Genomic DNA, 22,427 nt, shown 5'->3' on the forward strand with positions numbered 1-22,427 from the left:
CCGCGCGTGCAGGCCCGGACCCAATTGGCGCCACTGACGCGGCGCCGGTGTCTGGCCGGCCTGGCCGCGACGAGCCTCGGCCTGCGCGGCGACCCGGCGCATGCCGCGCCACTGCCGCGCATCGCCTGCCTCGAATGGACCTCGGCCGAGATGGTCGTCTCGCTCGGGATCGGACCGGTGGCGGTCGCCGACACCAAAGGTTACCGCGACTGGGTCGCGGGTCCGGCTCTTCCCGCCGGCTGCCGCGATCTCGGCTCGCGCGGCGAGCCCAATCTCGAACTGCTCCTGGAACTCAAGCCCGATCTTATCGTCGGCGCTTATGGCTATGGATTGGACGAAGCTCCGTTCAGGCGGATCGCGCCGCTGCACACCGTGCCCTTCTACGATGGCACCGATGCGCCTTATCGCCAGGCCGAGGATGAGACGCTGAAACTTGGCTCAAAGCTCGGCCGCGAGGCTGAGGCTCAGCGCCTCATCCAGGCGACGGCGGCGGCAATCGCCCAGATCAGAGCACAATTTTCACAACGGGCAAAGCGGCCGCTCGCGGTGGTCAGCATGTTCGACGACCGTCACGTCCGCGTCTACGGCAAGGGCAGTCTGTTCCAGGACGTGCTCGACAGGTTGAGCCTCACCAACGCCTGGACGGCGCCGACCGATAGCTGGGGCTTTTCCATGCTGGGCATCGAAGAGCTGGTTGCGATCGGCGAGGCCCGCGTGATTTCGCTCGATCCGATCCCGCCGCATGTGAAGATCAGGATCGACCAGAGCAGCCTCTGGGCGAACCTTCCCTGCGTCAAGGCCGGCAACGTCAGGACAATCCCGCCAGTATGGCCGTTTGGCGGGCTAGCCGCCGCTACCCGTTTTGCGACGTTTTTGGCCCGGGCATGACCATCATGCAGTCCACAGCCGGCCATCGTGCTCGTTTCAAGGCAGGGATGCTCGTCGCCCTCGTCGGCGTGCCGGCGGTGCTCGCCGCCTATCTCACCGCTGCCGGGCTTTTGCGCCTGTTGCCCGCAGACATATGGTGGCAGTCGCTCGGGACGACCGACTTTGCCGATCCGCGGCAGCTGCTTTACCGGCATGCGTTTCTGCCGCGTTTGGCGATCAGTCTGCTGGCCGGCGCGGCGCTCGGCCTGACCGGCACGCTGCTCCAGCAGCTGCTGCGCAATCCGCTCGCCGAGCCGACGACCATCGGCACCAATGCCGGCGCCACCGTCGCCCTGACGATCGCCACGCTCTACGCGCCGTGGATGCTGGAGCAAGGTCGCGAATGGGTGGCGCTCGCCGGCGGCGCCCTGTCGACGCTGGCGGTTTTGGCTCTGGCCCGGGGCCGGAGTTTTTCGCCGGTCGCGATCATCATTTCCGGCCTGGTGGTCAGCCTCACATGCAGTTCGGCAAGCGCCCTGCTGATGGCGGCCAACCGCGAATATTCCGAGGAACTCTTCATCTGGCAGAGCGGTTCCCTAATCCAGAACGGCGATGCCGTGGTGCTCGGGTTCGCGCCATGGCTGGCGATGGCCGGCATTGCTGCCTTCCTTCTGCTCCGGCCACTGCGGCTTCTCGACCTGAGCGACGAGGGAGCCGAAAGTCTCGGCACGAAACCCGTGGTGACACGGCTGGCCGGGATGACCGTCGCCGTCGCGCTGAGCAGCATGGTGGTCGCAGCCGTCGGCGTCATCAGCTTCGTGGCGCTTGTGGCGCCGGCGCTGGTCAGGCTCGCCGGCGCACGGACCCTGCGCCAGCGCATGATCTGGGCGCCGCTTGCGGGCGCCATGCTGTTGTGGCTGACCGACCGGCTGGTGCAGGTCCTGCCGTTTACCTCCGAAATCCCGGCAGGCGTGGCGACTGCTTTCCTCGGTGCGCCGCTGCTGTTTCTTCTCCTGCCGAAATTGCGCACCAGCCCGGATCGGGACGGCACCATGCTGGCTTCCGTGCGCAGGCGCAGCGGGTGGCCCTGTCTGCTGCTCGGGCTCATCGCGATGGCGTTTCTTCTCTGCGCCGCGCTTGTTGTCGGGCGAGGCGCGACCGGCTGGCACGTGGCCTCGGCCGCCGAACTTGCCGACCTGCTGCCGCTCAGGGCGCCTCGCATCGTCGTCGCGGTTTGCGCTGGTATGATGCTGGGCGTGGTCGGCACGCTGATGCAGCGGGTGACCGGCAGTCCGATGGCGGCGCCCGAGGTGCTGGGTATCTCAGGCGGCGCCTCGCTAGGCATACTGCTGCTCTTCGTCGCGACTTCTGATGTCAACCGCCCGGCGATGATCGCGGCCGGTCTCGTCGGGGCGCTGGTCAGCCTGGCGATGGTTTCGCCGACCGGCCGCCAGCAGCCCCTCGCACCTGATCGGTTGCTGCTTTCCGGGGTCGCCGTGGCGACGATGGCGTCGGCATTCTCGGCGGTGATGCTCGCCAGCGGCGATCCTCGGCTCGATACGCTGATCGGCTGGCTGTCCGGCTCCACCTACCGGGCCACCGCCGCCGATGCCACAATCGCCGCGGTGGCGGCGACTGCTCTGCTCGCCATCGTGCCCCTCACCAGCCGCTGGCTGGAAATCCTGCCGCTTGGAGAAGCCGCCTCGCGCGGGCTCGGGCTTAGCCTGGTTCGCGTGCGGGTCGTGCTCCTGGTGCTTATCTCGGTGCCGACGACAATAGCCACGCTGGTCATCGGGCCGCTGAGCTTCGTCGGATTGATGGCGCCGCACCTGGCCCGCATGCTCGGTCTTCAACGCGCCTTGCCGCAGCTTTTCGCTTCCGCGATGCTTGGCGGGATGATGCTTGTCTCGGCCGACTGGGCCGGCCGGATGCTGATTTCCCGTGGCAGATTCCGGCGGGTTTGCTTGCTGCCCTGGTTGGCGGGCCTTACTTCATGGTGCTGATGTGGAACGGCCGGCAATGAGCGGCCCCGCCACGCGCTTCGGTTGGCGACCACAAAGCGCATAGCACGCGCTCAGCCGGCGCGTGCTTCGCGGATCACGCGAGGCGCAAACGCGCCGGGCTGAGGGACATCGGCCTCGCGGCGCGTCAGCGAATTGCGCAGCAGCGCGATCACCTCGCGGCCCGCCGCCGCGATGCCGCCCGGCCTGTCGACACCGACGATCATGAACTCCTCGATTCCCAGGGCAGCATAAGGAAGCAGGGAAAGCGCGACTTGTGCCGGTGGTCCGACAAATTCGACCGCCTTCTGGCAGGAAGCGTTGCCCTCCGAACGGATCCGGACGGGGAGCGCGAAACGCAGCTTGCCGGCCCGACCGTGTTCGGCGGCGGCATTGCGAACCCGCTCCATCAGTTGCCGGATCTCGTCGAGCGAACCCGGCGTCAGCTCGAAGACATCGGCATGCCGCCCGGCGACCCTGAGCGCCGTTCCGGACCGTCCGCCCATGCGGATGCTCACGCCGGCGCTACGCGGCCCCTTGCGCGGGACATAGCCGCCGCTGACGCTGTAGAAGGCGCCTTCATGGTCGAACGGCCTGTCGTTCGACCACAACCGTTTCAGCAGCACCAGATATTCATCGATGCGCTGCCAGACGACCGTGTGACCGACCGGGCGTGTTTCGGCATCGTCGTCGTTCAGCGGCTCGCTGAGCATCCTGAGCGACAGCCGACCGCCGCTTTTCGCGTCGAGGGCCGCCAATTGCCGTGCCGCCACCGTCGGGTCGATCACACCAGCCCAATGCGTGAGAACGATCTCGAGCGAAGAAGTGCGGTCCAGCGCCCGGGCGGCAATATCCATATTGGTCAGCAGCCCGGCCGGATCGTCGACGACGATTTTCTGGAAACCGATGTCCTCGATCAGCGAGAGCTTTGTCGCGGTTTCCGCGAAATCGTAGAAAAACGGCGCGGTTGGGTCGGCCGGGTGAGTTTTACCGGGAACATGCGTGAACTCGAACGGCATTGCCATCTCCTCCATCACGTTGGGGTCAAGCGCGCGAAAGCGCACCGGGACTCGGTTCATTCAACTCCGATATCGCGAAACGGCAGACAGCTATCCCTTTAGTCAGGCCCGATGACTCGCGGGCTCCATAGTCAGGGAACAAAACCCAGAACGACCGCCCCGGTGAACACGAACGCAAGGGCAAAGACGAGATAGGCAAAGGCGCCCGCATAGGCCGGCCGCCAAGTCTGCTCGGAACCGAGCCTTTGGCCTTTGCGGGCAGTGTGGGCGTTCTGGAAATAGGACATATCGACCTCCGTCTCGGCAGTTAATCTATTAAATCAGTAGACTTTGTCGAGTGCTATTTTCCAGCGATCCTTAGAATGTTTTTCTCCAACCTGAGGACAATTTGGTTTGTTTGCTGCTTAGCGCGGCACTTTCCGAGGCCGATCGGCCCGATGGCAAAACGCCCGGTCGTGCGGGCGGGCAGGGATGGGCGGAGCGGCCGCCTAGTTGGCGGGCGGCCTGTAAGCTTCCAGGCCGAACAGCATCAGCACGAGCGACACAAGGAAGAACCCGACCGCGACGCCGAGCGCGATCCGGGCGTAGAGTCTATAAACGTCGCCCATGATGGTGCCGAACACCCGTCGTGCCGAGGCATCTGCTGGGCGCGATTTCTCATCGAGATAGAGCCAGACTTCGGTGTGCTTGGGATTTTTGAAGGCTGCGGTCGTTGCTTTCCCCATCAGCGCCAGAACCATGGTCAGCGTGAGGAACGCGCCGGAGCGAAATGCAGACACCGGGTTGAAGGAGAATCCGACCATGACACAGCCAATGGCAAGCGAGCCGAACATGACGGCGCGCCCGATGCACCCCACAGCAACCCGCCTGATCTCATCCATCGGCGCCCTCGGCAGCAAGCTCGCCGACAATGTGCGAGCGCTGCGACCGTATCAAATCACTTTAAGGCGAATGGGCCGCCTGGACGTGCAGGCGCGCAACTCCCCGGCGCAACATTGCGAACGCCATAGCCTGACTTCGGCCATCGACGCGGCCCGCCGGCGCGCTCTATGTTGCATGGCAAAGCAGAATCGAACCTTTCCGGCATCGACAGGCGCTGTCTAGGACAGGCGTTGTCTGGGCAAGACATCCGGCAGAGGAAGGCTATCGGCTATGCCGAAGGAGACGGAATTGAAGCCGGCGAGCGGCGCGACACCGCTGATAGCAATTGCGGCTGCCGCCGTCGACACCGAAACAACCGGGCCCGACGCCACCAGGGCGCGCGTGGTCCAGATTGGCGCGATCGGCATCGCGCGTGGCAAGGTCGTCCGGCAAGCTCAGCTCGATCTCCTCATCGATCCCGGTGAAGCAATCCCGTCCGAGGCTTCGCTCGTCCACGGCATCACCGATGCCGATGTTGACGGAGCCGGGAGCTTCCCGGATGCATGGGCGCAATTCCAGCAGTTCGTCGGCGACCGCATCCTCGTCGGCCATTCGATCGGCTTCGACCTGGCGGTATTGGAGCGCGAATGCCGACGCGCCCGATTGCCCTGGAAAAAGCCTCGGGCGCTGTGCGTCCGGCTTCTTGCAACCATAGCAAATCCCAATCTGGCAGACCATTCGCTGGAAACGATCGCCGGATGGCTTCGCCTGGAGATAACCGGCCGGCATTCGGCTCTGGGCGATGCGATTGCGGCCGGAGACATCTTTGCCGCGTTGATTCCGGAGTTGCGCAAACGCAACATCCGAACACTTGGAGAGGCCGAGGTTGCCTGCCTTGCCCTTTCGGACGCTCTCGAAGCCGGCCATCGCGCCGGCTGGGCCGAACCGGTGTCGCGACCCCAGGCTCCCGCGTTTCAGCCGGTTGATCCCTATGCCTATCGCCATCGCGTCGGCAGCCTGATGAGCAGCCCGCCAGTGGTGGTGAAGTCGACCAAGCCGACAAGGCAGGTCATCGACCTCATGGTCAAGCGCAAGATCAGCTCTGTCCTCGTGTCCGAGCGTGGAACGCCGGATCAAGCGATCGAGGATTATGGCATCGTTACCGAGCGTGACCTGCTGCGCCGCATATCGTCCGACGCCGAGCGGGCTTTTGACATGCCGGTCGGAAACATCGCAGCGCGACCGCTGATAAGCATCCGCGCCGCCGCCTTCGCTTATCGGGCGATCGGCCGCATGGATCGGCTGAAAGTCCGCCACCTCGCCGTCCGCGACGAAGGCGGCATGCTGGTCGGCGTGCTTACGGCGCGCGACCTGCTGAGGCTTCGCGCCGCCGCTGCCATCGATCTCGACGACACGATCGAACATGCCAGGGATGCCGCCGAACTGGCGGCCAGCTGGTCGATGCTGCCGGGCGTGGTACGATCGCTCATCGGCGAAGCAATCGACCCGCGCGTGGTGGCGAAAATCATCAGCGACGAACTTTGCTCGCTTACCCGCCGCGCCGCGGTGCTTGCCGAACAGCAGATGCAGATAGAAGGTCACGGCCCGCCGCCCTGCGCCTACGCCGTGCTTGTGCTCGGCTCGGGCGGCCGTGGCGAAAGCCTGATGGCCCCCGACCAGGACAACGCAATCGTCTTTGCAGATGGCGAGCCGGATGGGCCCGAAGATCGCTGGTTCAATAATCTCGGCGCCAAGCTCGCCGACATGCTCGACATCTCAGGCGTGCCGTATTGCAAAGGCGGTGTAATGGCCTCGAATGCCGCATTCCGCGGAAGCCTCGACACCTGGAAGCGGCGCGTCGAGGATTGGGTTCGCCGTCTGCGGCCTCAGGACCTGCTCAACGTCGATATCGTCTACGACCTGCGGCCGGTGCATGGCGACACCACGCTGGCCGCGCAGTTCGTCGAATATGCCTATGACCGTGCCCACGCCGAGCCGGTGTTCGCGAAGCTGCTCGGCGAGCAGATGACGACCGGCAATCCCTTCACTGTCTTTGGCGGCCTTCAGCTTGAAAATGGCCGGCTGGACATCAAGAAGCATGGCCTTTTTCCAATCGTCGCGACCGCACGCACGCTCGCAATTTGCCACGGCATCCGCGAGCGGAGCACGCGTGCCCGGCTCGAGCGACTGATCGCGCTGGATATTGGCGGCGGGCCCGACATGAAGGCGATGCTGGCCGGCCACGCCATGCTGATCGGCTTGGTGCTCGCTCAGCAGACGCGTGACATCTACGCCGGTATACCGGTATCCAACCGCGCCGAGATCAATGCGCTGGCGCGCGATCAGCAGGCACAGCTCAAGACACTCATCAAGCGCCTTCAGTCGGCACCCGACCTGGTGCGGGACCTGATGTTCGCATCGCCGGCGACGCTCCGGACAGTAAACAAACTCAGCTGCGCGCGGCGCCAAGCAGTTGGTCGACGAGGGCGCTGCGGTCGGCCTGCACCAGGAAATCCTCATGCGCGCGCAGCAGATTCATTCTCAGGAAATTGAAGATATAGTCGTAATCGTTGGTCAGCAGATTGGGGTGGATCGGTACCATCTCGAAAACCGTTCGCGCCAGCGGCTCGGGGATCTCGCGCACCGGGCGCGGCGGGCCGATCTGGGTGGCGGCGAGGCGCTGACGTGTGAGCTCGGCGGCGTCCTCCCAGAAAGTGGCGGGCGAGCCCGCCGGAACGGCATATTTGGAGAAGCTTGCCAGGGCGACTTTTTCCAGCGCCGCTGGCAGGCCTCGCTGGCGCAAGCCGGCGGGTTCGCGCAGCGCACCCTCCACCATTTCCGCCACCATCGCGTAACACGCAGGGTAGGCGCGCCAGCGCGAATGGCTGAGCGCCGCCTGGAATTCCTTCTCGCTGAACAGCTTCTGCCAGTATACCCCTGCCCTGACGCGGCAGAACTCGACGATGCTTTTCTGCGCCAGGAAGGCGGCGCGCGAATCCATGAAGTCAGCCAGTTCGCCGACGCTGCCGATCGGCTGCGGCTTGCGCAGGAACGCGGGCAACAGGTCGTTCAGCAGGCCCATGGCGCTCTCCCTTCGGTTCCAACCGATGTTGACCGTTTAGCCTCCGCGATGCCGCACCGCCAGCCCTCTTGCCAATTCAAGTCCTCTCACCGATTCTCCAGTCCTTTCACCGATTCTAAAGTCGTATGAACAGCCGCGACAAAAAGTGATACTCCTCCACAGTTACGGTCGGCTGATTCTATGCTTGGCCGCGACATATGCCGGAGGGCTTCCGCGTCAGCGGAAGAGGCAAGCTTTAAACGGCGCCTTGCGGTCGAGACGGTTCGCAAGCTGCCAACCTAGGGAGGGTTCAACGCTATGGCGACGCCAGACCGCATAAGTTATTGGAACAAGACCAAGAGCCTCATGTTCGTCATGCTCGGCCTATGGGTGTTCTTCGGTTACGTCATCCACATGTTCGTGGAGCAACTCAACAGCATCGTCATTTTTGGCTTTCCGCTCGGCTTCTACATGGCCGCTCAGGGTTCGCTCATCGCCTTCGTCGTCATGCTGTTCTGGTTCGCACGGCGCCAGAACGCGATCGACGAAGAGCATGGCGTCCATGAAGATTGATCGGGGGAACTTCAATGGCTAACACGACATCCACCACCGCAGGCGGAGGCGACTTCACCTCCAATCTCGGCCGCATCTACGGCATCTACACCGGCGGCTTCATAGCCTTCATCATCCTGATGGCTGTCTTGAGCGCCATGGGCGTCGAGAATGTTGTCATCGGCTACCTGTTCATGGGCTTCACCATCGTCATCTACGCCGTGATCGGCGTCCTGAGCCGCACCATGCACGTTGGTGAATATTACGTCGCCGGGCGTCGCGTACCGGCGCTCTACAACGGCATGGCGACCGGCGCCGACTGGATGTCGGCGGCCTCCTTCATCGGCATGGCTGGCTCGCTCTATCTGCTCGGCTATGATGGTCTCGGCTTCGTGCTCGGCTGGACCGGCGGCTACGTGCTCGTGGCCATCCTCGTTGCGCCCTATCTGCGCAAGTTCGGCGCCTACACGGTTCCCGACTTCCTGTCGGCGCGCTACGGCGGCAATCTTGCCCGCTTCATCGGCGTGATCGTTCTGTTCTCCTGCTCGTTTACCTATGTCGTCGCGCAGATTTTCGGCACTGGCCTGATCTCGGCGCGCTTCCTTGGCATCGACTTCAACGTCGCGGTCTATGTCGGCCTGGCCGGCATTCTCGTCTGCTCAATGCTGGGCGGCATGCGCGCAGTCACCTGGACGCAGGTCGCCCAGTACATCGTGCTGATCATCGCCTAATCTCATCCCTGTCATTTGGATGTCGACGGTGAAAACCGGCGTGCCGATCCCACAATTGATGCAAGGCCAGGCGCTGGCGAACATCACCGCGCTTGAGACGGCGCAGGGCATCACCGTGCATCACATCACCCCATTCGTGCATGGGGGCTACGATGCCAAGAACTACTTCCTGCTCATCCTCTGCCTGATGGTCGGAACGGCGTCATTGCCGCATGTCCTGATGCGCTACTTCACCACCCCGTCGGTGCGTGAAGCGCGTGTCTCGGTCGCCTGGTCGCTGCTGTTCATCTTCATCCTCTACTTCACTGCGCCCGCCTATGCGGCGTTCGCCAAGTGGACGATGCTCGACCTTGTGGCGTCGGGCCTGACGCCCGAAAACATCGCCGAGAAAGCCGGATGGATGATGCGCTGGGCCGCAGCCGACAATACGCTCGTGCAGATCTGCGGCAAGGCGGCGACAGACACCGCGGCGATCGTCGCGGCCTGCGCCGAAAAGGGCGTGACGGCACTTTCGTTTGCCGACATCAACCTTAACGCCGACATGATCGTGCTGGCGACGCCGGAAATGGCCGGCATGCCTTACGTCATCTCGGGCCTCGTCGCCGCCGGCGGTCTTGCCGCCGCGCTGTCGACGGCGGACGGCCTGCTGCTGGCCATCGCCAACGCACTCAGCCACGACATCTACTACAAGATGATCGACCAGAATGCGCCGACGTCGCGGCGCCTGATCGTGTCCCGCATCCTGCTGGTTATGGTCGCCGTGCTGGCCGCCTACGTCGCGTCGACCAAGCCGTCGGACATCCTGTCGATGGTGTCGTGGGCGTTCTCGCTTGCGGCAGGCGGGCTGTTCCCGGCGCTGGTGCTCGGCGTCTGGTGGAAGCGGGCGAACTCGGCCGGTGCGGTCGCCGGCATGATCGCGGGCTTCGGCATCACCATCTTCTACCTTGTCATGACCCAGTACGGCGCCGACTTCGACAAGGCGACGCCGAATATGGAACTGTGGTGGGGCGTGAAGAACATTTCGTCGGCGGCCTTCGGTCTGCCGGTGGGCTTCGCCGTGATGATCATCGTCAGCCTTCTCACCAGGGCGCCGTCCCGGGATATGCAGGATTTCATCGAGGAAATCCGTGTGCCGCGTGGCAAGCAGATGATGGAAGAAAAGACTGCCTGATCGCGCATAGCGATCGGCGCTCAAGGCGGGGTCCGGTGACGGACCCCGCCTTCATTTTGGAGGCGTCGCTGGCATAACGCGGCGCCGCCGCTGCTTGGAAACTCCCACATGAACGATTTCTGGTCCTATTGGTATTTCCACATCCCGAATTTCATCCTTGCCGCGGTGATGTACACTCTGATGGGGCGTCTCCTGCTCGGCCTCTTCGTGCCCGAAAGCTGGGACAACTACATCTGGCGCTTCTTCAAGAGTGTCACGGACCCGTTCCTGCGGGCCGTGCGGAGCATTACGCCGTCGATCCTGACCCAGCCGGTGGTGATCGTCTTCAGCGTGCTCTGGCTTATGGCCTTGCGCGTGTTCTACCTCGTCTTTCTGATCAATTTCGGCATTGCGCCGATGGCTTCGCAGGGGGGTTGAGGCAATGGACAGAAACTGTCTTGTCCCGGTCATGGCGGTCGCCATCGTCAACGGCATCTTTTCGCCGTGGGTGCTGATGGTGTTCCTGTTCTATCCGATCTGGTATCCGGGCTGGGCGCCTCCCCTGAGCCAGATCGTCTACATGGCAAGTGCGCTGATCCTGTCGACGATGACCATCATGCTCGCCGGCGTGCCGGCCGCTCTCTATGAGCGCTGGTCGGCGCGCCCCAGGAGCATCGTCGTCGCGTCGATCTGGCTTGCGGGCACGGTTTTGCTGACGCTGCCGGCGCTGCCGAATGTGATGCGGGCGCTAAGCGGTGGCTGAGAATTCCCTTCCCCGCCCTGTCAGCGTTCTTCGCGGCGGAACGGCTTGAGGAGCGCCGAAGGCGCGACGGCGTTGCGCGACATCACCGCCATGGCGACGATGGTGAAGATGAAGGGCAGCATCAGGAACGCCTCATAGGGGATATGGCCGAGCCCGCTCGCCTGCATGCGCAGTTGCAGGGCATCGACGAAGGCGAACAGCAGGGCGGCCCCTGCCGAACGCCAGGGATCCCAGCGGCCGAAGACGACGAGCGCGATCGCCACCCAGCCACGCCCGGAGACGAGGCCGAAGGTGAAGGCGTTGAACTGCACCATCGACAGGAAAGCCCCGGCCAGCCCCATCAGGGCACCGCCAAGGATCACCGCCTGGAAGCGAGTGGCGATGACGCCGACGCCGGCCGAATCGGCGGCGCGCGGATTTTCGCCGACCATGCGCACCGACAGGCCCCACGGAGTCCGATAGAGCACGAAGGCGGCAAGGGGAACGGCTGCCATCGCCATGTAGACCAGCGAAAACTGGTTGAACACGGCTGGTCCGAGCACCGGGATGTCGGAGAGAACAGGGATCGGCAGCGTTTCGAAACTCTTGATGCTGGGCGGCACCGATTGCTGGCCGAAGATCAGCCGGTAAAGGAAATAGGCGAGGCCCGACGAGAACAGCGTCACGCCGATGCCGCAGACATGCTGGCTGAGGCCGAGAGCCACCGTGAACAGCGCATGCACGGCACCCATCAGCGCACCGGTCAGCACCGCCGCAAGCACGCCGAGCCACAGGCTGCCGCTGAGGCTGGTCGCGGTGAAGCCGGTCATCGCCGACAACAGCATGATGCCTTCGATGCCGAGATTGAGCACGCCGGCCCGCTCCGAAAACATCTCGCCCAGCGTCGCGAAAGCCAAAGGCGTGGCGATGCGGATGATCGCGGCGAGGAAGCCGACCTGAAAAATCTGTTCGAGCACGACGCTCATCATGCGGCTCCGACGCGGCGGATGCGATAGGCCGTGAACAGCAGCGCCACCAGCATGGCGAGCAGCGCGGTGCCCTGGATGACGTCGCTGAGGAAGGCGGGAACGCCGGTGGCCCGCGACATCGCCTCGGCGCCGGTCATGACGGCGGCGAGGAACAGCGCCGCCGGCATCACGCCAAGCGGGTTGAGCCTCGCCAGCATGGCGACGACGATGCCGGAATAGCCATAGCCCGGCGAGATGTCGCTCATCACCTGGAAATGCACGCCGCCGACTTCGCTGACGCCGGCAAGGCCGGCGAGCGCCCCGGACAGCAGCGCCGTCGAGATCAGCACCCGCTCGACATGGATGCCGCCATAGCGCGCGGCCTCGGGATTTTCGCCGATCACCCTGATCCTGAAGCCGAGCGTCGTGCGCGCAATCAGGAACCAGATGACCGGTGCGGCCACGAAAGCCGCCACGACGCCGATATGCAGCCGCGTGCCTTCGAGCAGCACCGGGAAATTCGCTGAATCCTCGATCGGCGGCGAGATCGGGTACCCGCTGAAACTGTCTTTCCAAGGGCCTTCGATCAGCGCCATCAACGCGTAGAAGATGACCGAGTTGAGCAGCAGTGAACTAACGACATCATCGACTTTGAATTTCACCCGCAGCGTTGCCGGGATCAGGGCGACCGCAGCACCGGCGGCGGCGCCGGCGAGCGCCATCAGCAGCATGGCGAGCGGTCCCGGCATCGGGATGGCGCCGACCGCACAGCTCGCCACCGCACCGGCAAGCAACTGCCCCTCGGCGCCGATATTCCAGAATTTGGCGCGGAAGGCGACCGCTACGGCAAGGCCGGTGAAGATCATCGGTGTTGCGCGCACCAGGGTTTCGGTGATCGCGTAGCTGTCGCCCAGCGACGCCGAGAACATCACGCCATAGGCCTCGATCACCCCGGCGCCGGCCAGCGCAATGAGGCCGCTGCATAGCACCAATGTCGCGCCGATGGCCAGCAACGGCAGAGCCAGGTTGAACCAGGCGGGCGTTGAGGTGCGGGCTTCGAGGCGGAACATCAACTATGGCCCCCCGCTCCGGTCATCATCAGTCCGAGCCGCGCGATGGTGGCGTCGGCGCTGGCCAGCGTGCCGGCAATGCGCCCCTCATATATCACCGCGATGCGGTCGCAGAGCATCAGCAGCTCTTCGAGGTCTTCGCCGATGACGACGATGCCGCAGCCCCTGGCACGCATGTCGAGGAACTTTTCGTGGATGAAGCGCGCCGCACCAATGTCGAGGCCGCGCGTCGGCTGCGACACGATCAGCACCTTGGGGTCGAAGGCGAGCTCACGCGCCAGCAGCGCCTTTTGCAGATTGCCGCCGGACAGCGCTCCGGCCCGCGTCATCGGCCCGGGGCAGCGTATGTCATAGGCCTTGATCTGTTCTTCGGCGAAGGCGCGGATCGCATCGGGCCTGAGCAGACCGTTGCGGCTGAACGCCCCGGTGCCGATGCGCGGCAGCACCATCGAATCGGCAAGCGGCAGGTTGGTGACCAGTCCCGTCGTCATCCGGTCTTCCGGGATGCGCCCGAGACCGAGCGCCTGCACCTCGCGCGGCGAGAACCGCGAGACAGCTTTGCCGGCTATCGTCATCCGGCCGGCATCGGGCGCGCGAACGCCGGAGATCACCTCGGCAAGCGCCCGCTGGCCGTTGCCCGAGACACCGGCAATGCCGAGGATCTCGCCGGCGCGGACAAAGAGCGAGACATCGGCGAGCGCCATGCCTGAACGACGCGATGTCGAGATGCCATCCAGGGTCAGCACCGCAGCACCCGGCGTCGACGGTCCCCTGGCCGGCGGTACGATCTCGTGGCCGCACATCAGCCGCGCCATGTCCTGGGATGTCGTGCTGGCAGGTGCGTCGACGCGCCCGGTCACGCGGCCATGCCGCAGCACCACGCAGCGATGGGTCAGCGCCCTGACCTCGTTGAGCTTGTGCGAGATGAAGATGATGCCGAGGCCCTGGGCCGCCATCGATCGCAGCGCCGAAAACAGCCCGTCGATCTCGGTTGGCGCCAGCACCGCCGTCGGCTCGTCGAGGATCAGCAGCCTTGCGCCGCGAAACAGCGCCTTGACGATTTCGAGCCGCTGCTGCTCGCCGATCGACAGCGCCGAGACGGGAAGGTCCAGATCGAGCGTGAGGCCATGCTGGCGGCCGATCTCCGCCAATCGCGCCAGCCCGCCGGCGCGGTCGATCCGGCCCGATTTGCCGGGAATGCCGATCAGCAGGTTTTCCAGCACCGAAAGCCGCGGCGCCAGATGGAAGTGCTGGTGCACCATGCCGATGCCGGCGGCGAGCGCATCGGCCGAGTTGTTGATCGTCACCGGCCGGCCCTGAACCAGGATCTCGCCGGCGTCGGGCGCATAGGCGCCGAACAGCACGTTCATCAGCGTCGTCTTGCCGGCGCCATTTTCACCGAGCAGCCCGAGAATCTCACCGGGTGCGACGCTGAGATCGACGGCTTCGTTCGCCACGACGGCGCCGAAGTTTTTGGAGATGCCGCGCATTTCGATGAGAGGGGCGGGCAAAGGCGAAGGTGCTCCAGATGAGAGATGGCGCTGATATCCCTCCCCCTCGAGGGGAGGGTGGCCCGAAGGGCCGGGTGGGGTCCGTGTGACGCGCTCCATCCTTATCGTTCTAAAGGTCGAGGCAGCTGAGGTGACCCCACCCGCCCCGCTTCGCTCGGCACCCTCCCCTCAAGGGGGAGGGCTGCGCCGCTCAATCCGAAACCGGCGTGTTCTCGTCGACGACGACACGCAAATTGCCGTCGAGGATTTCGGCCTTCTTCTTCTCGACCAGCTCCTTGACGTCGGCGGGCAGCGTCTTGTCGAATTTGTGATAGGGCGCCAGAAAGGAGCCGCCCTTGGCCATGCGCGAGAAATCGCCGTAATCCTGCGCGGTGAAGACGCCGGCCTTGACCAGTTTGATCGCATGCTCGACCGTCGGATACATGTCCCAGACCGGGCCGGTGATCACCGTATCCGGGCCGAGGTTGGACTGGTCGGACATATTGGAGATGGCGAGGATCTTCCTCTCGACCGCCGCTTCGATGACGCCGAAACGTTCGGCATAGATCACGTCGACGCCGGCGTCGATCTGGGCGATAGCCGCTTCCTTGGCCTTGGGCGGGTCGAAGAAGGAGCCGATGAATGCGACCTTCCTCTTGATGTCAGGATTGACCTCGCGGGCGCCGGCAAAGAAGGCATTGACCAGCCGGTTCACTTCCGGAATGCCCATCGCCGCAACGGCGCCGATCGTGCCTGATTTCGACATCTTTCCGGCGATCAGGCCGGAGAGATAGGCGGGCTCGTGGATCCAATTGTCGAAGACTGCAAAATTCGGTTCGGCCGGCCCGGCGCCGGAGCCGAACAGGAAGGCGACCTTCGGAAATTGCTTGGCGGTGCGGCGGGATTCGCGTTCGGCAGCGAACGCATCGCCCAGCACCAGCTCATAGCCGCCTTGCGCATATTCACGCATCACACGGCTGAAATCGGCCGTCTGCACCTTCTCCGACCATTTGTACTCGATGCCGAGTTCCTTCTCGGCCCTCTGCAGGGCGACATGGATCTGGTGGACCCATGGCTCCTCGGTCGGGGTGGCGAAGATCGCCGCCACCTTCAGCTTCTTGTCCTGCGCCAAGACCTGGCCCGGCAGCATGGCTGCCGCCAGGCCGAGCGCGCCGAGTTCCAGCAAATCGCGTCGCGAAAGTCCTTCGCGTTTCGACTGGATTTTGCTCTTCCCGTTTTCCATTGCATGCCCCTCTGATTGGCGCCCTGTCGAGCCGGCTGTTTCTTTGGATATCAGGCGAGGGAACTATGGAACGGCGTCCGACCTTTGTCCACATGGTCAAATTTGTCGCGAAGCTGCGTTGCCGCCCTCCGTCGCAAAACCACGGCGGCAGTGGATCACTTGCTCAATGCTTGATGCGATCGCGCATGGCGTACCAGAGCATGCCGAGCACATAGAGCGGGCCGCGCAGGGCGGCACCGCCGGGAAACGGCATTGGCCTCAGCGTCGAAAACAGATCGAGCCGCGACGGATCGCCGGTGATCGCCTCGGCAAGCAGCTTGCCCGACAGCGTCGACAGGATCACGCCCTTGCCTGAATAGCCATGCGCAAAATAGACCTCGCCATAGTGGCCGACATCCGGCAGGCGCGATGTCGTCACCGAGACCAGCCCGCCCCAGGCATGCTCGATGCGGCGGCCGCGCAATTGCGGAAAGGTCTTTTCCATATGCGGCCGCACGAAGCCGGCAATGTCGGCGGGCGGCGACGGCGTGTAGCGCTCGCCGCCGCCGAATAGCAGGCGGCCGTCCGCCGACAGCCGGTAGTAGTTGACGACGAAGCGTGTGTCGGAAACGGCGGCATTGCTTGGGATGACGTCGCTGGTGTCGTCCAGCGGCTCGGTCGCGATGATGTAGTTGCCGACCGGCATGATGCGGCTGTTGACGCGCGGTTCGAGCCCCTGAAGCAGCGCGTCGCCGGCCAGCACGACATGCCGGGCCCGGACCGAGCCCTTGGCCGTGGAAACCCGGATGGAAGGTTCCCGCTCCAGCCGCAGCGCCACCGAATTCTCGTGGATGGTGACGCCTGCCGCTGCCGCGGCGCGAGCAAGACCCAGCGTGTAGTTCAGAGGATGCATATGGCCGCCGAGCTTCTCGTACATGGCGCCGTGATAGGGCGTGTTCACCATTTCACGCGCCCGCGCCGCCGACAGCATCTCGACGTCATGAAAGTTCATTACTGTGGCAAGGCACTCGGCCTCTTCCTCGAGATCGCGCAGGTCGGAGCCGTTTATCGCACCGGCCAGATGGCCGGTGAGCCGGAGGTCGCAATCGATGGCATGGCGCTCGATCAGGTCGAGCACCAGCCCGCGCGCCTCGAGGGCGAGATCGAAAAGCGCCCGCGCCCGTTCGGGCCCATAAAGCTTCGCCAGGCCCTTGGCGCCCTTGCGCAGGCCTGGAATGATCTGGCCGCCATTGCGCCCCGACGCCCCCCAGCCGATCTTGCCGCCTTCGAGGAGCACCACCTTCAGCCCGCGCTCGGCGGCATGAAGGGCTGCGGACAAGCCGGTGCAGCCGCCGCCGACCACCACCAGATCGGCGTCGACGTCGGCCTGCAGCGCCGCCGGATGATCAGGAGCTGGATTGGCGGTCGCGACATAGTAGGATCTGCCGATGTCCAGGCCGGAATTGAAGCCCATCATCAGACCTTGAGCAGCAGGTGGTCGCGTTCCCAGCTGGTGACGACGCTCTGGAACAGGTCGAGCTCGACGCTTTTGACGCGCAAATAGGTCTGGACGAAATCCTCGCCGAGCAAGTCCCGAACCGGACTGCAGGCGGCGAAACGGTCGAGCGCCTCCTCCATGGTTTTCGGCAGCGTGCTCTTGCTGCGATAGGCGTTGCCCGATGCCTCGGGCGAACGCGAGAGCTTTTCCTCGACGCCGAGATAGCCGCAGAGCAGCGAGCCGGCCATCGCCAGATAGGGGTTGGCATCGGCGCCGGGCAGCCGGTTTTCCACCCGCCGTGCGGCCCGCCCGCCGGCCGGCACGCGCAGGCCGCAGGAGCGATTGTCATGCGACCACTCGATGTTGGCGGGCGCGCTGTGGTTCGGCCGGATGCGGCGGAACGAATTCACGTTCGGCGCAAACAGCGGCATCACCTCCGGAATGTATTTCTGCAGGCCGCCGATGAAATGCCCGAACATCTCGGTGTCGGCATCGTCACGCCCGGCGAACAGCGTATTCCCGGCCTCGTCGATGACCGACATGTGGAGATGCATGGAGCTGCCGGCTTGTGCGGCGATCGGCTTGGCCATGAAGGTCGCATGCATGCCATTATCCTGCGCGGCCCGGCGCGTCATCCGCTTGAACAGCAGCACCTTGTCGGCCAGCGGCAGCGCGTCGCCATGCAGGAAATTGATCTCCAACTGCGCCGTGCCTGACTCGTGGATCAGCGTATCGAGCGGCAGCCCGGCCTTTGCGGCATAGTCGTAGAGCCGCTGGATCACCGGCTCGAATTCCTCCAGCGCCGCCATGTCATAGGGGTGCTGCACGGTTTCGGAGCGGCCATTGCGCCCGACCGGCGCGATCAACGGCCGATCGGGATCGGGATTGGGCGCGGTCAGGTAGAATTCGAGCTCCGGCGCCACCACTGCCCGCCAGCCGCGCTGGTGATAGAGATCGAGCCCGGCCCTCAACACATGACGTGGCGAGGCCATCCACGGCCGGTCGTCCATGTGAAACGCATCGGCGAAGACATAGGCCTTTTCAGCTCCAGCGCCGGGCGCAAGGCAGAGCGTCGCGACATCCGGCACCATCCGCATGTCGGGATCCTGATAGGCGAAGCCCTCGTCGTTGGAACCGGAATAGCGGCCGTCTATGCAGACCAGGAAGGCGCTGCTCGGCAGGTAGAGCGCGCGGTCTTCGAGCGACTTCAGGAACTTGGCCGTTGGCAACGCCTTGCCGCGCAAGACGCCGTTCACGTCCGGCACCAGGCACTCGACTTCCCTGATCCCCTGCTGCTCCAGCCATCGCTTCGGATCGTCCGTCGGGGTCATTTGCGGTGCATCCGTTGTCGTGGTGTTGAGCATCAGGTCACGTCCTTGCAAGGGCGAGAATGGCTTCGGCGGCGGCGTCAGTTCCCGGCGCCCGCGCCATGGTGGCCGCATTCTCCTTGAGGCGAAAGCGCATCTCGCCGTCGGCCATTAGGCCAAGGATAGCCTGTTCCAGTTCGTCGTCGCTCCAGCCATCGCGGCTGAGGTAGCGGCCGACGCCGGTTTCCTCGGCGCGTTGCGCATTGTCGTGCCCGTCCCAGCAATAGGGCATGATCAGCGACGGCACGCCGAAACGCAGCGCTTCGCAAAAGCTGTTGTTGCCGCCGTGATGGATGAAGAGATCGGACTTGGCGACAACCGACGGTTGCGGAAACCAGGCGTCGAGATAGACATTGTCCGGAACCGCGCGATAGCTGTCGCGCAGACCGCCGACATTGACGATGAAGCGGGCCGGAAGCCGGTCGAACACGGCGAGCATGCGCTCGATCAGCCCGACATCCATCGCGCCCAGGCTGCCGAAGCTGAGATAGACCAGCGGCCCGTCATTGCGTGGAAAGACCGGCACGTCGAACGGCCCTTCCGAACGGACGCAGCCTTCGAGATAGACGAAGCGGGCCGGGTCGAGCGGCTCGGCGCGCTGCCTGCGCACGATGGTTGGGGTCAGCAGCAGATTGAGATCGGGCGAAGCTTCGAGAAAAAGCCCCTCCGGCAAGGGCGCAAGGCCGGCGTCGGTCCGAAGCCGGTTGAACCGGTCATGTGCCGGGGCGACGGCTGCCAGGTAGCGCGCCTCGAAGGCCGCGCGACCGGGGTCGTCGGCGGCGAGACCGGACAGATAGGGCGGTACATCGGCGTCGGGCAGCTCGGTCTCGGCGCAGGAGACGACGCGCACCCATGGGCAACCGGCGGCAGCAAGTGCTGGAAACATGACGACGTTGTCGAGCACCACGGCGTCCGGCTTCAACCGGGTCAGCAATTTGCGCAGCGGCGCCTCGGCATTGACCGCGGTATCGACGATCGCTTGCCAGGTCGGGGCGACGTAGGTTTCGAGCTGGTCGATCGGGCTCAGCCTGAAATGCGGCAGATGCCGGCGCACGAAGGCCTGCCAATAGCTCTGGCGTTCGCTGTCGGTCAGCGGATCGTCGGTCGGCAACTGGTATTCCTGAAACCCGTAGTCGGCGAACACGCCGGAAAAGCCGGCGTGACAGATGAACACCGGCCGCGCACCCCTTGCGCGCAAGGCCTGCGCGATGCCGACGCAATTGAGCGCGGCACCGAAGCTCGCTTCGGGAAACAACGCGATAGTCGGGCTGGTTTTGCGCGTCACTGTTCTCGTGGTCCTCGTCAATCCGGCCGGCTGATCATGCCGAACAACGCGGGGGCGCCGCGACTGGCCGCCTGCGGTCGCTGGCTGCGGGACAATCGCAGATGGACGCGAAGCAGATCGGCTGCAACCTCATACTGCCGGCTTTCCAGTTGGTCGAGTATGGTCAGGTGCTCGCGCAGCGATTGCTTCAGCCGGAAGACGTTGACGCCGGCATAGGTCCCCGGCAGCCGGCGCAGCCTGAGATGGTCCGACAGCGCGTCGGCGACGAACCGGTTGCTGGAGCCGTCGGCGATTAGGCCGTGAAAGTCGATGTCCAGCCGCTGGAACTCTCTGATAACGAATGTGGCGTCGGGCAGCGCCAGCAGCGCCTCCATGCCCTGGCGCAACGCTGCCGCGCGGGTCCCGTCCAGCCGAAAGCCAGGCGCCAGAATGGCGGCGGGTTCCAGCATCAGGCGGAACTCATAGCTTTCCCCTTGTGCCTCCGGATCGTCTGGCGCTCGCCTGAACAGCCAGGACTGTCCGGGTGCGCGATCCAGAAGATTTTCGTCTGTCAGTTTCTTTAGCGCTTTTAGTACTGTCCTTCGTTCGGCACTGTAGCGCCGCATCAACGCGCCGATGGTCACCGTCTGATCCAACCGACGCGCCGACCGATCGCGCAGGATCATCTCCGCGAGTTCGTCCTCCTCGGCGCTTGGCAGGTCAGTGGCAAGCGTCGCCTGCTTGGTGAGGTCAACGGCCAGCCGATAGCCGGATTCGGCTTCCCATCGCACGACGCCTTTTTCGGTGAGCAGGCGCAGCGCGGCCCGCACCGGGGTCCGCGAGACGTTGCAGAGCGAGGCGATCTGCTGTTCCGGGAGATGGGCGCCGGCCTCGAAACCGCGCTGCCGGGCTACATCGAGAATGCGCTGCGCGAGATCAAGATGATTGGTGCGCGGGCGTCTGGCAACGGCTTGCATGGCGTTTCTCGTGAACGGGCTCGACCGCTGCGGTTTTACCAATTGCCCTTGCGGGCGCGATCGGCTGGATTTCGCGGCGATTTTCCAAATTATGGATTGACGTACTTTTTTCTGCAATAGTACTGTGGGTTCAATCGGCAATAAAAAGACCGGGGAACAGGATCGAAGCGGCGGCATGGTCGCAAGCTGGTCCGACGATTGATTGAATTCGACGATCAACCAGAATGGGAGTCTGTCATGACCGCCACCACCCTGCGGCACCGTTCGTTAAAAACTTCCGCGATCGCGCTTGGCCTCGCTATGGCGCTGTCGGCGCCGGCGGCCGCCGCCGACCTCGTCATTTCCAACTGGGACGGCTACATGGCGCCGGACGTCATGGCCGCCTTCAAAGCAGCGACCGGCGTTTCCGGCGAGGTCGTCGTTCACGCCACCAATGAGGAGATCATGGGCAAGCTCGTTGCTTCGGGCGGCAAGGGCTATGACGTGGTCTTCGTTTCCTCGCCGTTCGCAGAAGTGCTGAACAATCTCGGCCTGATCGAGACGATCGACCACGCCAAGATCCCCAATCTCGCCAATCTCTATCCTGAGGCGGCCAAGCTGCCGCACGATGTCGGCAACAATTTTTCCGTGCCTTACACCTGGGGCACCACCGGCCTCTGCTACCGCTCGGATCTGGTGAAGACCGAGCCGGCCAGCTGGAACGATCTTCTCGCCCCGTCCGAGGCGCTCAAGGGCAAGACCACGATGCTGGCGACCGACCGCTGGCTGCTTGCCGCCGGGCAGCTCGCCAAGGGCTATTCGGTCAACGAAACCGATCCGGCCAAGCTCGCCGAGGTCAAGGACCTGCTGATCTCGGCCAAGAAGACCTTGCTCGCCTATGACGACACCACCTTCTATTCGAAGCTGGTTTCGGGCGAGGCGCTGATGGTGCAGGCATGGGATGGCTGGTGCAACTATGGCATCGCCGAGAATCCGCAGATTAAATACACCATACCCAAGGAAGGCTCGGACCTGTGGGTCGATACGATGGTGGTGATGAAGGCATCGGCCAACAAGGACGCCGCCTTCCAGTTCATCAACTTCATGCTGGACGCCAAGAACCACGCCTGGGCGGCTCAGAACATCGATTACAAGGTGCCGAACAAGCCGGCTATGGAAAGCCTGCCGGCGGATTTCCTCGCCAAATTCCCAAATATGAACATGCCTGTGGCCGAACTGGTCAAGTTCGAGCAGTTGCGCGACGTCGGCGACGCCCAGCGCGACTATTCGAAGATCGTCAGCGAGATCAAGGCGGCGCAGTAGTTTCGGCATCTGGAATCAGGCTTGCGTTCCTTCACGCCCCCCTCTGGCCTGCCGGCCATCTCCCCCTCAAGGGGGGAGATCGGCTGGCTTGCAGCCGCTCGCCAATCTCCGGCGCAGCACCCCCTCATCCGGCCGCTTCGCGGCCACCTTCTCCCCGCTGGGGAGAAGAGGCTGACGCCAAGGTCGGCGACCTCCTCTCCCCTCGGGGAGAGGTGGGCGTTCCCCCCAAAGAGCGGGGGAAATAGGGTGGGCATGCGGGGGGGGGGGCGGGGGTGAAAACACAAAA

At 64.3% G+C, this 22,427-nt stretch carries 21 protein-coding genes; 9 read left to right on the forward strand and 12 right to left on the reverse strand.

The annotated features are described in order from the left end of the window. Positions 1 to 6 precede the first annotated feature (6 nt). Positions 7 to 888 (forward strand): ABC transporter substrate-binding protein, encoded by an 882-nt coding sequence (locus AC0L2C_RS18140; protein ID WP_419695163.1) that lies wholly within the window; start codon positions 7 to 9, stop codon positions 886 to 888. A 5-nt stretch (positions 889 to 893) separates the two neighbouring features. Next, on the forward strand, positions 894 to 2,870 hold the full coding sequence (gene fhuB, locus AC0L2C_RS18145) for a Fe(3+)-hydroxamate ABC transporter permease FhuB (protein WP_473524049.1): 1,977 nt from the start codon (positions 894 to 896) through the stop codon (positions 2,868 to 2,870). 71 nt (positions 2,871 to 2,941) lie between these two features. Here fhuB and AC0L2C_RS18150 read toward each other — a convergent pair whose 3' ends face one another. From AC0L2C_RS18150 to AC0L2C_RS18160, 3 genes are all read right to left on the reverse strand, one after another. After that, positions 2,942 to 3,886 (reverse strand): LLM class flavin-dependent oxidoreductase, encoded by a 945-nt coding sequence (locus tag AC0L2C_RS18150; RefSeq protein ID WP_128173692.1) that lies wholly within the window; start codon positions 3,884 to 3,886, stop codon positions 2,942 to 2,944. 131 nt (positions 3,887 to 4,017) lie between these two features. Then, a complete protein-coding gene (locus tag AC0L2C_RS18155; protein ID WP_091592315.1) occupies positions 4,018 to 4,173 on the reverse strand; it encodes a hypothetical protein in 156 nt (51 codons plus the stop codon). 201 nt (positions 4,174 to 4,374) lie between these two features. Next, positions 4,375 to 4,767, reverse strand: a complete 393-nt coding sequence (locus AC0L2C_RS18160; protein ID WP_473524050.1) for a hypothetical protein — start codon at positions 4,765 to 4,767, stop codon at positions 4,375 to 4,377. A gap of 271 nt (positions 4,768 to 5,038) precedes the next feature. Between AC0L2C_RS18160 and AC0L2C_RS18165 the strand changes: the two genes are divergently transcribed. After that, positions 5,039 to 7,300: a DUF294 nucleotidyltransferase-like domain-containing protein gene (locus AC0L2C_RS18165; protein WP_473524051.1), complete on the forward strand. Its 2,262-nt coding sequence runs from the start codon at positions 5,039 to 5,041 to the stop codon at positions 7,298 to 7,300. Here the strand turns inward: AC0L2C_RS18165 and AC0L2C_RS18170 are convergent. Continuing rightward, positions 7,197 to 7,829, reverse strand: a complete 633-nt coding sequence (locus AC0L2C_RS18170) for a hypothetical protein (RefSeq protein WP_473524052.1) — start codon at positions 7,827 to 7,829, stop codon at positions 7,197 to 7,199. The two genes, AC0L2C_RS18165 and AC0L2C_RS18170, sit on opposite strands and share 104 nt — an antisense overlap. 297 nt (positions 7,830 to 8,126) lie before the next feature. Here AC0L2C_RS18170 and AC0L2C_RS18175 point away from each other — a divergent pair, with 297 nt between their 5' ends. The 5 genes from AC0L2C_RS18175 (at position 8,127) to AC0L2C_RS18195 (ending at position 11,004) form a co-directional block, all read left to right on the forward strand. Beyond that, positions 8,127 to 8,381: a DUF4212 domain-containing protein gene (locus tag AC0L2C_RS18175; protein ID WP_287213370.1), complete on the forward strand. Its 255-nt coding sequence runs from the start codon at positions 8,127 to 8,129 to the stop codon at positions 8,379 to 8,381. 14 nt (positions 8,382 to 8,395) lie between these two features. Further along, a complete protein-coding gene (locus tag AC0L2C_RS18180) occupies positions 8,396 to 9,091 on the forward strand; it encodes a sodium:solute symporter family transporter (protein WP_473524053.1) in 696 nt (231 codons plus the stop codon). Positions 9,092 to 9,119: 28 nt separating this feature from the next. Then, positions 9,120 to 10,262 carry a VC_2705 family sodium/solute symporter gene (locus AC0L2C_RS18185; protein ID WP_473524054.1) on the forward strand — a complete coding sequence of 381 codons (1,143 nt, stop codon included), beginning with the start codon at positions 9,120 to 9,122 and terminating at the stop codon, positions 10,260 to 10,262. Positions 10,263 to 10,370: 108 nt separating this feature from the next. Continuing rightward, a complete protein-coding gene (locus AC0L2C_RS18190) occupies positions 10,371 to 10,679 on the forward strand; it encodes a YggT family protein (protein WP_128173652.1) in 309 nt (102 codons plus the stop codon). A gap of 4 nt (positions 10,680 to 10,683) precedes the next feature. Beyond that, positions 10,684 to 11,004, forward strand: a complete 321-nt coding sequence (locus AC0L2C_RS18195) for a hypothetical protein (RefSeq protein WP_473524055.1) — start codon at positions 10,684 to 10,686, stop codon at positions 11,002 to 11,004. 20 nt (positions 11,005 to 11,024) lie between these two features. Here the strand turns inward: AC0L2C_RS18195 and AC0L2C_RS18200 are convergent, their stop codons facing one another. The 8 genes from AC0L2C_RS18200 to AC0L2C_RS18235 all read right to left on the reverse strand — a co-directional run bounded on the left by AC0L2C_RS18200 (position 11,025) and on the right by AC0L2C_RS18235 (position 20,839). Further along, positions 11,025 to 11,969 carry an ABC transporter permease gene (locus AC0L2C_RS18200; RefSeq protein WP_023800524.1) on the reverse strand — a complete coding sequence of 315 codons (945 nt, stop codon included), beginning with the start codon at positions 11,967 to 11,969 and terminating at the stop codon, positions 11,025 to 11,027. Further along, positions 11,969 to 13,021 (reverse strand): ABC transporter permease, encoded by a 1,053-nt coding sequence (locus AC0L2C_RS18205; protein WP_287248345.1) that lies wholly within the window; start codon positions 13,019 to 13,021, stop codon positions 11,969 to 11,971. Before AC0L2C_RS18205 ends, AC0L2C_RS18200 begins: the two co-directional genes overlap by 1 nt. Further along, positions 13,021 to 14,532 carry an ABC transporter ATP-binding protein gene (locus tag AC0L2C_RS18210; protein WP_473524056.1) on the reverse strand — a complete coding sequence of 504 codons (1,512 nt, stop codon included), beginning with the start codon at positions 14,530 to 14,532 and terminating at the stop codon, positions 13,021 to 13,023. Before AC0L2C_RS18210 ends, AC0L2C_RS18205 begins: the two co-directional genes overlap by 1 nt. A 190-nt stretch (positions 14,533 to 14,722) precedes the next feature. Then, complete coding sequence (locus tag AC0L2C_RS18215) at positions 14,723 to 15,754, reverse strand: BMP family protein (RefSeq protein WP_287248341.1); 1,032 nt, start codon at positions 15,752 to 15,754, stop codon at positions 14,723 to 14,725. A 163-nt stretch (positions 15,755 to 15,917) separates the two neighbouring features. Continuing rightward, complete coding sequence (locus AC0L2C_RS18220) at positions 15,918 to 17,210, reverse strand: NAD(P)/FAD-dependent oxidoreductase (protein ID WP_287248337.1); 1,293 nt, start codon at positions 17,208 to 17,210, stop codon at positions 15,918 to 15,920. Continuing rightward, on the reverse strand, positions 17,210 to 18,562 hold the full coding sequence (locus AC0L2C_RS18225; RefSeq protein ID WP_473524057.1) for a glutamine synthetase family protein: 1,353 nt from the start codon (positions 18,560 to 18,562) through the stop codon (positions 17,210 to 17,212). Before AC0L2C_RS18225 ends, AC0L2C_RS18220 begins: the two co-directional genes overlap by 1 nt. Positions 18,563 to 18,599: 37 nt before the next feature. Beyond that, complete coding sequence (locus AC0L2C_RS18230) at positions 18,600 to 19,883, reverse strand: glycosyltransferase (RefSeq protein WP_128173658.1); 1,284 nt, start codon at positions 19,881 to 19,883, stop codon at positions 18,600 to 18,602. Positions 19,884 to 19,900: 17 nt separating this feature from the next. Then, positions 19,901 to 20,839, reverse strand: coding sequence for a GntR family transcriptional regulator (locus tag AC0L2C_RS18235; protein ID WP_473524058.1), 939 nt, complete (start codon positions 20,837 to 20,839; stop codon positions 19,901 to 19,903). A gap of 237 nt (positions 20,840 to 21,076) precedes the next feature. Here AC0L2C_RS18235 and AC0L2C_RS18240 point away from each other — a divergent pair, with 237 nt between their 5' ends. Continuing rightward, positions 21,077 to 22,141 (forward strand): polyamine ABC transporter substrate-binding protein, encoded by a 1,065-nt coding sequence (locus AC0L2C_RS18240; RefSeq protein ID WP_128168655.1) that lies wholly within the window; start codon positions 21,077 to 21,079, stop codon positions 22,139 to 22,141. The last annotated feature ends 286 nt before the right edge of the window (positions 22,142 to 22,427 follow it).

This window comes from Mesorhizobium sp. WSM4845 (assembly GCF_055811455.1).

Bases quoted from the DNA above. Each gene is read 5' to 3' on its own strand.
- fhuB (WP_473524049.1), top strand. From the start codon at position 894: ATGCAGTCCACAGCCGGCCATCGTGCTCGTTTCAAGGCAGGGATGCTC.
- AC0L2C_RS18150 (WP_128173692.1), bottom strand. From the start codon at position 3,886: ATGCCGTTCGAGTTCACGCATGTTCCCGGTAAAACTCACCCGGCCGAC.
- AC0L2C_RS18155 (WP_091592315.1), bottom strand. From the start codon at position 4,173: ATGTCCTATTTCCAGAACGCCCACACTGCCCGCAAAGGCCAAAGGCTC.
- AC0L2C_RS18160 (WP_473524050.1), bottom strand. From the start codon at position 4,767: ATGGATGAGATCAGGCGGGTTGCTGTGGGGTGCATCGGGCGCGCCGTC.
- AC0L2C_RS18165 (WP_473524051.1), top strand. From the start codon at position 5,039: ATGCCGAAGGAGACGGAATTGAAGCCGGCGAGCGGCGCGACACCGCTG.
- AC0L2C_RS18170 (WP_473524052.1), bottom strand. From the start codon at position 7,829: ATGGGCCTGCTGAACGACCTGTTGCCCGCGTTCCTGCGCAAGCCGCAG.
- AC0L2C_RS18175 (WP_287213370.1), top strand. From the start codon at position 8,127: ATGGCGACGCCAGACCGCATAAGTTATTGGAACAAGACCAAGAGCCTC.
- AC0L2C_RS18180 (WP_473524053.1), top strand. From the start codon at position 8,396: ATGGCTAACACGACATCCACCACCGCAGGCGGAGGCGACTTCACCTCC.
- AC0L2C_RS18190 (WP_128173652.1), top strand. From the start codon at position 10,371: ATGAACGATTTCTGGTCCTATTGGTATTTCCACATCCCGAATTTCATC.
- AC0L2C_RS18195 (WP_473524055.1), top strand. From the start codon at position 10,684: ATGGACAGAAACTGTCTTGTCCCGGTCATGGCGGTCGCCATCGTCAAC.
- AC0L2C_RS18200 (WP_023800524.1), bottom strand. From the start codon at position 11,969: ATGAGCGTCGTGCTCGAACAGATTTTTCAGGTCGGCTTCCTCGCCGCG.
- AC0L2C_RS18205 (WP_287248345.1), bottom strand. From the start codon at position 13,021: ATGTTCCGCCTCGAAGCCCGCACCTCAACGCCCGCCTGGTTCAACCTG.
- AC0L2C_RS18215 (WP_287248341.1), bottom strand. From the start codon at position 15,754: ATGGAAAACGGGAAGAGCAAAATCCAGTCGAAACGCGAAGGACTTTCG.
- AC0L2C_RS18220 (WP_287248337.1), bottom strand. From the start codon at position 17,210: ATGATGGGCTTCAATTCCGGCCTGGACATCGGCAGATCCTACTATGTC.
- AC0L2C_RS18225 (WP_473524057.1), bottom strand. From the start codon at position 18,562: ATGACCCCGACGGACGATCCGAAGCGATGGCTGGAGCAGCAGGGGATC.
- AC0L2C_RS18235 (WP_473524058.1), bottom strand. From the start codon at position 20,839: ATGCAAGCCGTTGCCAGACGCCCGCGCACCAATCATCTTGATCTCGCG.
- AC0L2C_RS18240 (WP_128168655.1), top strand. From the start codon at position 21,077: ATGACCGCCACCACCCTGCGGCACCGTTCGTTAAAAACTTCCGCGATC.